This window comes from Acinetobacter sp. ANC 4654 (assembly GCF_002135425.1).
GTDB classification, from domain to species: domain Bacteria; phylum Pseudomonadota; class Gammaproteobacteria; order Pseudomonadales; family Moraxellaceae; genus Acinetobacter; species Acinetobacter kyonggiensis.
In genome coordinates this window covers 254,364-267,090 of the sequence record NZ_NEGL01000005.1, presented here as the reverse complement: position 1 = coordinate 267,090, position 12,727 = coordinate 254,364, and the positions used below count along the sequence as shown (strand labels likewise).

At 40.1% G+C, this 12,727-nt stretch carries 13 protein-coding genes; 5 read left to right on the top strand and 8 right to left on the bottom strand.

Features of this window, described 5'->3' with window-relative positions:
- The 3 genes from B9T24_RS09895 to rimI form a co-directional block, all read left to right on the top strand.
- Positions 1–434 (top strand): EF-Tu/IF-2/RF-3 family GTPase (locus B9T24_RS09895; RefSeq protein WP_265733460.1); only part of this gene is annotated, 434 nt, incomplete at its 5' end.
- A 201-nt stretch (positions 435–635) separates the two neighbouring features.
- The gene (locus tag B9T24_RS09890; RefSeq protein WP_086165604.1) at positions 636–1,511 is read left to right on the top strand and encodes a metal-dependent hydrolase; all 876 of its coding nucleotides are present in this window, start codon (positions 636–638) and stop codon (positions 1,509–1,511) included.
- Positions 1,512–1,621: 110 nt separating this feature from the next.
- Positions 1,622–2,080 carry a ribosomal protein S18-alanine N-acetyltransferase gene (rimI, locus tag B9T24_RS09885; protein ID WP_086165603.1) on the top strand — a complete coding sequence of 153 codons (459 nt, stop codon included), beginning with the start codon at positions 1,622–1,624 and terminating at the stop codon, positions 2,078–2,080.
- A gap of 11 nt (positions 2,081–2,091) precedes the next feature.
- Here the strand turns inward: rimI and B9T24_RS09880 are convergent, their stop codons facing one another.
- The 3 genes from B9T24_RS09880 to trxB form a co-directional block, all read right to left on the bottom strand.
- Positions 2,092–2,907 (bottom strand): arginyltransferase, encoded by an 816-nt coding sequence (locus tag B9T24_RS09880; RefSeq protein WP_086165602.1) that lies wholly within the window; start codon positions 2,905–2,907, stop codon positions 2,092–2,094.
- 21 nt (positions 2,908–2,928) lie between these two features.
- Complete coding sequence (gene aat / locus B9T24_RS09875) at positions 2,929–3,660, bottom strand: leucyl/phenylalanyl-tRNA--protein transferase (RefSeq protein ID WP_086165601.1); 732 nt, start codon at positions 3,658–3,660, stop codon at positions 2,929–2,931.
- A 114-nt stretch (positions 3,661–3,774) separates the two neighbouring features.
- Complete coding sequence (gene trxB, locus B9T24_RS09870) at positions 3,775–4,728, bottom strand: thioredoxin-disulfide reductase (protein ID WP_086165600.1); 954 nt, start codon at positions 4,726–4,728, stop codon at positions 3,775–3,777.
- 287 nt (positions 4,729–5,015) lie between these two features.
- Here trxB and B9T24_RS09865 point away from each other — a divergent pair, with 287 nt between their 5' ends.
- The gene (locus tag B9T24_RS09865; protein WP_086165619.1) at positions 5,016–8,072 is read left to right on the top strand and encodes a DNA translocase FtsK; all 3,057 of its coding nucleotides are present in this window, start codon (positions 5,016–5,018) and stop codon (positions 8,070–8,072) included.
- 149 nt (positions 8,073–8,221) lie between these two features.
- A complete protein-coding gene (locus B9T24_RS09860) occupies positions 8,222–9,124 on the top strand; it encodes an AEC family transporter (RefSeq protein WP_086165599.1) in 903 nt (300 codons plus the stop codon).
- Between the two features lie 90 nt (positions 9,125–9,214).
- Here B9T24_RS09860 and B9T24_RS09855 read toward each other — a convergent pair whose 3' ends face one another.
- The 5 genes from B9T24_RS09855 to B9T24_RS09835 form a co-directional block, all read right to left on the bottom strand.
- Positions 9,215–9,502, bottom strand: coding sequence for a PA4642 family protein (locus B9T24_RS09855; RefSeq protein ID WP_086165618.1), 288 nt, complete (start codon positions 9,500–9,502; stop codon positions 9,215–9,217).
- A gap of 140 nt (positions 9,503–9,642) precedes the next feature.
- Positions 9,643–9,915, bottom strand: coding sequence for a cell division topological specificity factor MinE (gene minE, locus B9T24_RS09850; RefSeq protein WP_004648029.1), 273 nt, complete (start codon positions 9,913–9,915; stop codon positions 9,643–9,645).
- Positions 9,916–9,918: 3 nt separating this feature from the next.
- A complete protein-coding gene (gene minD / locus B9T24_RS09845; protein WP_086165598.1) occupies positions 9,919–10,731 on the bottom strand; it encodes a septum site-determining protein MinD in 813 nt (270 codons plus the stop codon).
- Between the two features lie 66 nt (positions 10,732–10,797).
- Complete coding sequence (gene minC, locus B9T24_RS09840; RefSeq protein ID WP_086165597.1) at positions 10,798–11,529, bottom strand: septum site-determining protein MinC; 732 nt, start codon at positions 11,527–11,529, stop codon at positions 10,798–10,800.
- A 121-nt stretch (positions 11,530–11,650) separates the two neighbouring features.
- Positions 11,651–12,721 carry a preprotein translocase subunit SecA gene (locus B9T24_RS09835; protein WP_416224356.1) on the bottom strand — a complete coding sequence of 357 codons (1,071 nt, stop codon included), beginning with the start codon at positions 12,719–12,721 and terminating at the stop codon, positions 11,651–11,653.
- Between the last annotated feature and the right edge of the window lie 6 nt (positions 12,722–12,727).

Genomic DNA, 12,727 nt, shown 5'->3' with positions numbered 1-12,727 from the left:
CAGTAGTTACTACTGTAACTGGCGTAGAAATGTTCCGTAAATTGCTTGACGAAGGTCGTGCTGGCGAGAACTGTGGTGTTCTTCTACGTGGTACTAAGCGTGAAGACGTTCAACGTGGTCAAGTACTTGCTAAACCAGGTACAATCAAACCGCACACTAAATTCGACGCAGAAGTATACGTACTTTCTAAAGAAGAGGGTGGTCGTCATACACCATTCCTTAACGGTTACCGTCCACAATTCTATTTCCGTACAACTGACGTAACTGGCGCAATCCAATTACAAGAAGGCGTGGAAATGGTTATGCCTGGTGACAACGTAGAAATGTCAGTAGAACTCATTCACCCAATCGCAATGGACCCAGGTCTACGTTTTGCGATTCGTGAAGGTGGTCGTACAGTTGGTGCTGGTGTTGTTGCGAAAGTAACTCTATAATCGCTTTATAGTATAAGAAAGCGCTCCTTTGGGGCGCTTTTTTTATTGCCTTAAAATTATAAACGTAATCATTGTCTAACAATTTATTCTCAAGCTGTCCTTAGGTGATATTTCTCTGACCTGATCTGCCCTTATTCTCTCAATTTAAACTCGTATGATGAATCAAGAGCGGTAATAAAAAGAAGATTAGGAGTAATAGGCATGAATGCTAAAGTAAATATTTCAAATCGTGCGGGTGCAAGTTTTCCTGTTCGTCGCATGGATTTTGAGTTTGGTGAAGTGGCACGTTATTGGGCAGGGGATGATGCGGGACTGACCCATTTTATGACTGCATTATCTGCTTTGTTTCCTGAAGGTGAACAGTTTTTTGTTGATAGTACACGTGCGGTACGTAAAAATCCAAAACTCAGTGATCCTGATTTACAGAGGGAAATTAGTGCTTTTATTGGTCAAGAGGCCATGCATTCTAAAGAGCATTTGGCTTTTAATTCTTCTGCCCAAGCATATGGTTATGATGTGAGAACCATGGAAAATCAGACAGCAAAAGTCATTAAGACAGGCACAAAAATCGTTACTCAATTACTGAAACCCTTTGGTTTTAGCAAGGAAATGATTGATTTAACAGGGACGTGTGCTTTAGAGCATTTTACCGCAGTCATTGCTGCTGAATTATTACAAAATGAAGATATTCAGGCCATCTTTAATAATAAAACCATGTATCAGTTATGGATGTGGCATGCAATTGAAGAGAATGAACATAAAGCGGTTGTATTTGATGTTTATACAGCAATGTATGGACGTGGTCTGAAAGCATATAGCATGCGTGCAATAGCAATGATTCTTGCTATGAGCCTTATTTTTATAACGCAATCTTATTTTACCGCTCAATTAATGAAAACTGACCAAAAATTGACATGGAAAGACAGTAAATATATGTTGAAATTTATGTATGGTCGTAAAGGTTTTATCACTCGCCAAATTCCTGAGTTGTTAGATTTTTTCCGCCCTAATTTCCATCCAAATGATAGCGATACATATCAGTTGTTGGCAGATTGGAAATTAAAATTGGGATTCTGATTCAAGTTTTAATATTGAAAAGGGCAAACAAAATTGCCCTTTTTTTGTATTTGTGTTGTGAGCTGATGCTTTATAATATAAACGACTGAATTAAAAAGTTGTTTCTATACATGATACGTTCAATGCATACCTCTGATCTCGCGGCAGTGACCGCAATTGAACAACTGGTTCAAACCCATCCTTGGAAGGAACAACAATTTAAAGAGTCGATAGATTCTTATCACAGTACTGTGATTGAACAGCAAGGGCAGGTGCTTGGTTTTTGTATCTTACAACCCGTGTTAGATGAAGCAAATCTTTTGTTGATGGCTGTTCATCCGAGTCAACAAGGCAAAGGATTGGGTTATCAATTACTTGAAGCTTCGATTGCGCAATTGAAAAATGATCCGCTGCAAATTTTTTTAGAGGTGCGAGAAAGTAACCAAGCGGCGATCGCGCTGTATGAGAAATCAGGTTTTCATCAAATTGATTTACGTAAAAATTATTATCCTGCCCCTAATGGTACGCGTGAGCATGCCATTATTATGGTCAAATCATGCAGTGATGATTTTTCACAACTGTTTAAATAATAAAGAAACGGTTATTTAATAATTGGGTTATTCCATCCAGAGGGCAATGTCGTCATGAGTGAGTTTCCCAATTGTTGAATTTCTTCTGGATTTAGCATGCGATTTAAACGTCGCCATTGCCCATCAATCAATAATTCTAAAGGCACATATTGCGATTTATAATTCATTTTATCGGAATGAGGGACCCAATAGCCTAAATAGACATAGGGTAAGTTTAAGGCTTTGGCATATTCAATTTGTTTAAGTACGGCAAAGACACCTAAAGATCGACGATTTTCATTTGGATCAAAAAAAGTATAAACCGCGGAAATACCATCATCTAGAGTGTCGCAGCTAGATACACTAATTAATTGATCATCTTTCCAAAATTCTAGAAAAAAACTGTCTGTGCAGCTATGCACTAAAAATTTTTCAAATTGATCTAGACTGGGTGGAAACATATCGCCATCTGCATGGCGTTCATTAATATAGCGTTCATATAAGTTGTAATGAATTTCGGAGGCATCGGCAGCACGTGTGATTTTAACCGTGAGGTCTTGGTTGCGCTTCCATGCCTTTTTTTGCGAACTATTCATTTGAAATTCAGTTACAGGTACACGACAAGATAAACACTGTCGACATAAGTGGCATTCAGGACGATAGACAAAATCACCACTGCGACGAAAGCCAGTGCGTGATAATTCAGACAGCGTGACCACGTCAATCCGATGTGCAGGATCTAAAAAAACCATCCGTGCAGACTTATTTTCTAAGTAGCTACAGCTGTGGGGTGGGGTAATATAATACTGTAAATCATTTAATCGGGACTTTGGGTGATACGAATTCATAGCAAGATCCCTCTATTATTGTCATTCAATTAATCGTGCTTGCTGCACTATTGTTTTACTTGAAAATACACCTTCTTGATATCTTTTCCAATCGATAGGGGGTTGTTTAACAACATCTTGTAACGAATTAAGGTACGCTTGGCGAGAAAGTGTACAAGCACCCAAGCTTAAAAGGTGATCATTCACCAATTGGCAGTCAATCCAAGGCAGGTGATTTTCCTGACCAATGCGCATTAACGTGTAAAAAGCCATTTTTGAAACATCGGTTTGGGTGCTAAACATAGACTCGCCAAAACAGCCATGTCCAATGGTAACGCCATATAACCCCCCAACGATTCTATTTTCATCCCATACTTCAATACTATAGCCATAACCTGCATCAAAGAGTTGGCAATAACCTTCAATAATATCTTCAGAAATCCAAGTATCTTCAGAATAGCTGCGTGGCAGTGAACAGGAGCGAACCACGTGTTCAAAAGCATGGTTGATCGTGATTTTATAATCAAACTTTTTCATATTACGGACTAAAGACTTACTCGGATGATAATCTTGAGGGCGAATAATGCAACGCGGTTCAGGACACCACCAGCAAATTGGCTCATCTTCAGAAAACCATGGGAACAAACCATGCGTATAGGCTTCAAATAAGGTTGCAGGGGAGAGGTCGGCACCTATGCAAATTAGTCCCTGTCCATCGGGATCAGACTCAATCGGGTCTGGAAAAATAAATTCTGATGGTGCTAAGGTATGCATAAAATTTAGCCTGAGTGAAAAATGAATGTGCGGTAAAAGGTGTTGTGATTTTTATCATATAAAAAAACCGCCCAGAGAGGACGGTTTTTGTTGCATTGAATTGATTTATTTCAATCAGTCAGCCAAAGCATCGAGATATTTTTCTGCATCCAGTGCAGCCATACAACCTGAACCTGCTGAAGTAATGGCTTGACGATAAACACTATCTGCGATGTCACCTGCTGCAAATACCCCAGCAACAGAAGCTGCGGTTGCATTACCAGATGTACCACTTTGCACTTGAATATAACCATCACGCAAGTTCAATTGACCTTCAAACATGCTGCTATTTGGTTTATGGCCAATGGCTACAAATAAGCCTTGAACATCTATATCTTGGGTCGTGTTATCTGTGGTTGACTGCAAACGAACTGCGGTTACGCCCGTTTTATCACCCAAAACTTCATCGACTTGGTTATTCCAAAGAATGCTGATTTTGCCTTCTTTGACTTTTTCAAATAAATGATCTTGTAGGATTTTTTCTGAACGTAAAGAGTCACGGCGGTGAACGAGCGTCACGTGCGCTGCAATATTGGATAAATAGAGCGCTTCTTCAACCGCAGTATTACCACCACCGACAACCATAACTTTTTGGTTTTTATAGAAGAAACCATCGCAGGTTGCACATGCGCTTACGCCTTGACCCATGAACTTAGCTTCAGATTCCAGACCCAAGTATTGTGCTGTAGCACCTGTTGCAATAATCAGGGCATCACAGGTGAACTCTTCCATATCGCCTTTTAGAACGAATGGACGAACGCTTAAATCAACTTCGTTGATGTGGTCATAGATAATCTCTGTGCCAAACCGTTCGGCATGTGCTTGCATACGTTCCATGAGTGCTGGACCTGTTAAACCTTCTGGGTCGCCTGGCCAGTTGTCAACTTCAGTTGTCGTGGTCAATTGTCCACCCAGCTGTATGCCTGCAATGAGCGTTGGCTTTAAGTTGGCACGTGCAGCATAGACTGCTGCGCTATAACCCGCAGGGCCTGAACCTAGAATAATCAAACGTGAGTGACGAGCGCTCATTCGTGGCATCCTTTTTTTATTTAGAAATTTGTGGAATTATACGTGAAACTCGATAGCAGTTGTGGACGTTCAATGTCGATATTATTGATCATTGAAATCGATTTGAGCTATATACAAGAAGAGCGCGGTACTAGATACTTAATTCATAAGATTTGTTAACAACAGCCTCTACATAATATTGCATCTTTTTTCTTGGAACAGGTGCATAATATCGAGTTTAATTGTGAAACTATTTTGTCTTAGTTTCTTACAAAAACATGAATGAAAAATTGGTTACAGGACAGTATATGACTGCGGTGTCGAGTGTTTATGCACAGCGCTTAATAATGACATTATTTTTAGTCTCATTTGGAATTTATTTATTCCTAGCAACAGTGACTTACACGCCTTTTGATCCGGGCTGGATGCATATTTCCAGTGATACTCAACAGGTGTCAAATGCCAGTGGTGTCGCAGGCGCATGGATAGCAGATTTATTGTTTGGTTTTTTAGGTTGGGCAAGCTTACTTATTCCCATCTTTTTATTCGTTGAAGCCATTCAAGTCTGGTGGCCCTACAGTTTTTTAAATAAACCATTTCGCTATGCAGCGCAATTTTTTATTTTATTGGCAACATCGAGTTTATTATATTTGTATTGGCAAGTTCCTGCCGATACTTTGGATAATTCATCGGGCGGGATTATTGGTTATGAATTGGGTGAAAGTCTTTCACAGATTTTAACCATTTATGGTGCAACCATTTTTCTGGTGGTCTTTTGGTTTGTGCTTTTTACTCTCGCATTTGGGGTGAAGTGGAATAAAACATGGGCAACACTCAAGGCAACGCCTGCGTATTTACAAGATTTATTTTATAAAAATGTGCCTGAAACGGAATCTGCATTTGATCGTACAACCCCTGAAGTGAAAAAATCAGTGGCAAGTACTCAAGCAAAAGTTGCAGTAGAAAACAGCACAGCTGTACCAGAACATCATGACGTGAAAATCGTATCCTCTATGGTGCGAGATCAGGCTGCGGAGCGCTTGTTTGATGATATGGTTGAAAAAGAACAGCATGCTCAGCAACAGCTTATTATTGATGATGAAGAAGATGAAGAAGAATTCAACCAAGTTTTAGAAAAAGCCCATCGTTTAGAACAAAAGACTCAACGTGTTGTACCGACGGGTGAAGTTTGGCGTGCATTAAATTCAGATGAAAACCAAACACATAAACAAGATATTGATGCGTTGTTAAAAGCAGCAGCAGAAGAATCTGAACAGCATACCCCGAATGAACATTTTAAAGCGGTTGTGCATGATGAGCCTGCATCAACTGTCGCATCTGATACTAAGCAAAATTTAGATTGGGATGATGATGAAATCTTTGATGAATTGCTTGCAGCAGTGCCAAGTGGAAAAACGGCAACAGATGTTCACACACCTTTTAATCCTGTAGCGGTTGAATCTGCACCATCAATGACCACAGAAAAGATTGTACTGGCATCATCAACAATCGCAGCTTCGCCTTTATTGCATACAACACCTAAAAATACAGCATTAGACGATGAATTTGACGAACTAGATGATTTGTTGGTTGATGATTTATTAATTGAGGATAAAGAACCAGCCGCTCCAGTACGTACAAGCAGTAGTTACGCCCAGTCATCTGCATTTGTACGTGCAGAAATTAATACTCAACCACCACCAACGATTATTTCAGAAGATGAAAAAGCGTTAATTTCCTCCAATAAAGATGTGTTTCGTGAAGTTTGGCAAGAGACAGCGGGTAAACCTGTTGAAGATGACTTCGATTTTGATGCACCGTTAACCGATGCATCAGGTCGTCCAATGTCATTAGCGATGCAAGTGGCTGCACGTCGTAAAGATTTGTCACCACTTCCGGGACTTGATTTACTAGATAAAGTCGATCCAAATAAAAAAGTGAACTTCACTGCCGAACAATTGGCGCGTTTATCTGAACTTTTAGAGATTAAACTGCAAGAGTTTAATGTCAAAGCCAAGGTGATAGAAGCACAGCCGGGACCCGTGGTGACTCGGTTTGAGCTGGATTTAGCACCGGGTGTTAAAGCCTCTAAAGTCACCAATATTTCACGTGACCTTGCGCGTTCAATGTCGATGGCATCTGTACGTGTGGTTGAAGTCATTCCGGGTAAACCGTATATCGGAATTGAAGTGCCGAATAGCACACGTGAAATGGTGCGTTTGATCGAGTTGTTGACCATTCCTGCTTTTACCGACCCCAATAGCATTCTTTCGATGGCAATGGGGAAAGATATTTCGGGTAATCCAGTCATTGCTGACTTAGGTAAAGCGCCGCATATGCTGGTTGCAGGTACAACGGGTTCAGGTAAATCGGTGGCAGTGAACTCGATGATTTTATCGATGTTGTTGAAATATACGCCGAATGAATTGCGTTTAATTTTGATTGACCCGAAACAGTTAGAACTTGCCAACTATAACGATATTCCACATTTGCTCACCCCTGTGGTCACGGACATGAAAGATGCCGTCAATGCTTTGAACTGGTGTGTCAATGAAATGGAACGTCGCTATAAGCTGATGTCTTACTTAAAAATTCGTAAACTTGCAGATTACAATCGTAAGGTAGAAGAGGCGATTGCCAATGGTGAAGATCTTATTGATCCAACGTGGAAAGCGAGTGACTCAGTTGTAGGAGAGCGTGCGCCGCGTTTAACGCCTTTACCTTCTATCGTGATTGTGGCCGATGAGTTTGCTGACATGATTATGCAGGTAGGTAAAAAGGCTGAAGAAATGATTACCCGTTTGGCGCAAAAATCTCGTGCTGCGGGAATTCACTTATTGCTTGCTACACAGCGTCCATCAGTGGATGTGATTACTGGTTTGATTAAAGCCAATATTCCAACTCGTGTGGCTTTACGGGTAAACAGTAAAATTGACTCGCGTACCATTTTAGATGCGGGTGGTGCAGAAGACCTGCTCGGTCATGGTGATATGCTGTTTCTTGGGCCGGGTAAAATTGAGCCTGAGCGTGTGCATGGGGCATTTATTTCAGATGATGAAGTGAACAACATCTGTGATGCATGGCGTGAACGTGCTGCGCCAAACTATGTCGATGAAATTTTGACACCCTACGATGAAGAACCCACTTCACGTGGTTTTGAAGATGGCGATGGCGGTTCGGAACGTGATGCCTTATATGATCAATGCGTATCCTTTGTTTTAGAAACGCGTAAGGCTTCAACCTCATCACTACAACGTAAGTTTAGTTTAGGTTATAACCGTGCTGCACGTATCATTGACCAAATGGAAGAAAATGGCATCGTTAGCGGCATGGGTGCAAATGGTAAACGTGAAATTTTAGTCTAAATTTTCATCCTGAGTTTAGGGTCTGCTTATGCAGGCCTTTTTCTTGAAATTTAAAAATATACAGTAAAAATTAAATCAAGATGAATGGAAAATGAGAGACGTTATTGCAGTCATCAATATTGACTCAATAATTGAGGAGAAAGTTAGTAATGAATGTTGCAGTGGCTTTATTTCCATTAATTATTTTAATTGCAATGGGGTATATTTTTAAACGAACTCAGTTTTTAACCGATGAATTTTGGCGTGGTGCTGAAAAACTCAATTATTTGATTCTGTTTCCCGTATTACTTTTTAATAATCTTGCTTATGTGAAGTTTGAATGGTTAACGCTGACCCAAGTGTTATTGGCACTCGTGATCATTATTCTCAGTAGCTGTTTGATTTTATGGATGGCGAGGGCATTTTTTCATATTCCAGTAGCACGTTTTGGTGTGTATGTACAAAGCCAGATCCGCTTTAATACTTATATTGGCTTATCCATTATGTCCTTGTTGTTTGGTGCTCAGGGCATGCAAATGTTTGCCATGATGATTGCTTTGGCGATTCCTTTGGTGAATGTAATTTCGGTGTTGGCTTTTTCACAAGGACAGGGGCTAAAACCGCGGCAGATTTTATTTTCTGTGATCAAAAATCCATTAATTTTAGGCTGTGTAGTGGGTATTGTTTTTAACTTACTACAACTGTCTTTATTTTCAGGGTTGGAGCAATTGCTTAAATTTTTAGCCAGTATGAGTTTACCTTTGGGGTTGATTTCTGTTGGTGCTGCTTTACAGTTTGCTCAGCTTAAATATGATTATATGCGACTATTATTGAATACTTTGGGGCGTTTAATCGTGGTGCCATGTTTGGCTTATTTTATTTGTTCTATGCTGAATTTAAGTGATTTTGAAACGATTATTTTAGTGGTTTTCTGTTCTTTGCCGACGGCATCTGCGGCTTATATTTTAACGCGCTATTTTAACGGAGATAGTCAACTGATGGCGGGGGTGATTAGTTTGCAAACCTTATGCTTTGCATTTACCTTTCCCGTGTTGATGATCTTGCTGACTTAAGGTGATGCTTAGATTCCAGCATAAAAAAAGCCCATCTATTTTATTAAAATAGATGGGCTTTTTTTTATTTTCGAAATGTGCTTTTTAAAATTATGCAAATTTTGCAAGAACTTCTAAAAATTCATCTCGTTGACGAGGATATTCTGCAATTACATCATGAATGCGTTGGCCTTCAGGATTAGTAGCATTGACATCACGGCCATCAGCCACGAATTGAGTCAATAAGCGCTCGTAGTCATTTGGACGCATATGTTTGAATGCGTGGTAGAGCACGTGAAAATCACCATTCACGTTTGCAGGAGGAAGCTGAGTTAAATAGGCAAATACACGCTCGTCTGACCATTCTTCGTTGAACGTTGCTGGCTGAGATAATGCCATCGCAATCTCCTTGGTATGAATAAAATAAAAAGGCAAAATATGCGGCAGATTGAGGAAAGTAGCACTTTCTTCTGCCAACTTGAAGCCTAGCTTCTCATATTTTGCCTTGATTCAATTTGCTTGACTAATCAGAATTCAGATTATCGCTCTTCAGGCAAATTGATATTCATTTCTAGCATTTCGATATTTGCTTCAGAACGAACAGACATTTGAATATGTTGTTCATCTACACCGCGAACATAACGATTGACCACTTGCATGATTTCTTTTTTCATTTGGTCAATTTTATCTTGGCTTAAGCGTTTACCTAAACCTTGTTCTGAGGCAACAATTACTTTTAAGCGATCCTTAGCAGTTTGAGCGCTTGAAGGTTTATCATCGTTGCTGAATAATTTACTCCAGAATCCTGCCATCTCTTACGCTCCAAATAATCTTGCTAACCAACCCTTAGGTTTGACTTCAATATGACGGTAAGGGCGTTCTTCACCTAAGAAACGCGCGACTAAGTCATCATATGACTGACCCGCGGGAGTTTCTTGAAACAAAATAACAGGTTTTCCTTCGTTAGAGGCTTGTAGCACAATCTCACATTCAGGAATTACGCCAAGTGTAGGCACGCGTAAAATATCTTTAGAAATATCATCAATGGTTAACATTTCTTGTTTATCAGCACGTTCTGGATTGAATCGTGTAATACACAAATGCTTACGGATACGCCCTTCGTTTTGTTCCACTTTCTTGGTTTTGCTATCTAGCATACCAATAATTCGGTCAGAGTCACGGACTGAAGAAATTTCAGGGTTCGTCACAATGATGGCTTCATCAGCATGATACATCGCCAGAATTGCACCGCGTTCAATGCCCGCTGGTGAATCACAAATAATGTAGTCAAACTCTTGTGAAAGTTCATCCATCACCCGTGCAACACCTTCATCGGTCAAGGCATCTTTATCACGGGTCTGTGATGCAGGCAAAATGTATAAATTTTCAATATCTTTATCGCGAATAAGGGCTTGTTGAAGTCGAGCTTCATTATTTAATACATTCACAAAATCATAAACAACGCGACGTTCACAACCCATAATTAAGTCGAGGTTACGTAAACCCACGTCAAAATCGATCACAACAGTTTTGTGACCACGAAGGGCTAAACCTGTTGCAAAAGATGCACTAGTCGTAGTTTTACCTACACCACCTTTGCCTGATGTTACGACAACAATTTTCGCCACCGAATCCACTCCTGTTATGGTTCAAATCCCCTTTTTGATATGGGGCTTATGGTGTTTATTTATACATTAAAATTCTAGAACTTCAAATGCAAGCTCTTGCTGGTCATTCAGGTGAATATGCACAGATTTTTTTAAGACATGCTGAGGGATGTCATCTGCTACACAATATGTACCTGCAATAGAGACCAATTCTGCTTCTAGGGAGTGGCAGAAAATGCGTGCTGCATTGTTCCCGCCTGCGCCGGCAATGACTCTACCACGGACGCTGCCATAAATATGTATATTTCCTGAGGCAATTACTTCAGAACCACTATTAATACCTGCATTAAGAATGATATCGCCATGATCTTGCACCAGACATTGACCTGTGCGTAAAATTTCATCGTGATAAGAGGTCACATGATTAACGATACGGGACGGTTTTGGCTCTTCTTTTACAGGCGTGGCTGTTTGCTCAGCAGAATGTTCAGATTTGACCTCAACCACTTGCTCTTTAGTGGCCTTAATACGCTGCAAGGATTTATTGTCTGCGGGTAGAACAGGGAATTGAATCGCATGTGCTTCATCGGTCAGTAGGCCATCAATTACGCCCATAGGTTGTAAATCGAGACTGATCAACAACTGAATAAGCGCAATCAGTTCTTGTTCGACTGTACTGTCAATAATGACCAGAGTGCCGTGAGAGGCAGTCTCTTGAAGCATTTGAGTCAATTGCTGGCGGATTGCATGGTGATCATTGGTGTCAAAAGTTAATCGGGTAAAATTAACCATTCTGCCTGTAATCCGTATATCAGCCATAATTATTCCTTAAGACTTCTGACTCATTCATTTTATGTCGAAGTAATGTTGTAAATAGAGCAAATCCTAGAACAAATTGAATGTTTTCTCTAGCTGTGTTTTCAATATTTTTATCTCATGATCATTCTTTAACTTGATCTTGTTGTTGCATCTGGATCAGCCATTGTTTGACTGCGACTTGCTTACGGATTGCCGCCAGACTTTCAAAAACTGCGGACTCGACCAGTTTTTCCAAATGTGGATTATCTTCAATTTCAAGTGTGCTGATTTTGTTCGCAATATAGTGATAAATATTGGACTCAGTTGTTTGAGCGTTTTCTTTCTGAGCAACATTGGGCGTGAAAGGATCAATCAAGCCCTGTGTGATATTTTCCCCCAAGCGTTGTCCAATACTTTGAATTTGCTGTTCAATGCGACTACCGACCAAAGGAATGAGTCGAAGCAGTTGAGTGAGTTCAGGTGTGTCTTCAATTGCTTGGTTGACAATGCTCCCGACATTTTTAGCAATCACATGACGTTGCGCTTGTAATTCCGTGCTCAGGGCATCCTGCAAAATATCGGCAAGGGCAGTGGCAAATAACACACGGTGATGTTCGACCAAATCATGAATGATGACTTTATGGCTTGAACTGGTTTGTAGTTCGTGTTTAATGCCATCAAGAACATTAATCACAATTCGATCCGAGAGTTCTTCCATCACCACGTTGTAATAAAACTGACCCTTAAGCTGTAGTGATCTGGGTACGATTTTATAGCCCATTTCATGTAAACGATAGGCAATGATGCCAGCACGGAATAAACGTAAAAAGCGCAGATACGGAATAATGGCGAGAACTTCATACCAATGAATGAAAGGAAAGAAAAACCAGCGCTGATGATGGCGCTGTACAATCGCAATGCCCCAACGAATGAGCAACTCGGCAATCAGGAATACGATAAACCAAGCTTCTGTGCTGATGACCCAAGGGTGTAAATGTGTACGATAAAAGTTCAGTACATCAATTAAATGAATGCTTTGGAAAAACCAAATGCCGATATTACTCATTAGGAACAGATTGGCACATAAGCAGAACAGATTGAAAATAATAATAAACACCATAAAGATGTCGTAAATCAGAAATAGTTTGAAGGACAGACTATTTGGATCTAGATGGTGATATTTAGACTTGGTTTTCATATTGTTCTGCATCATAGATTA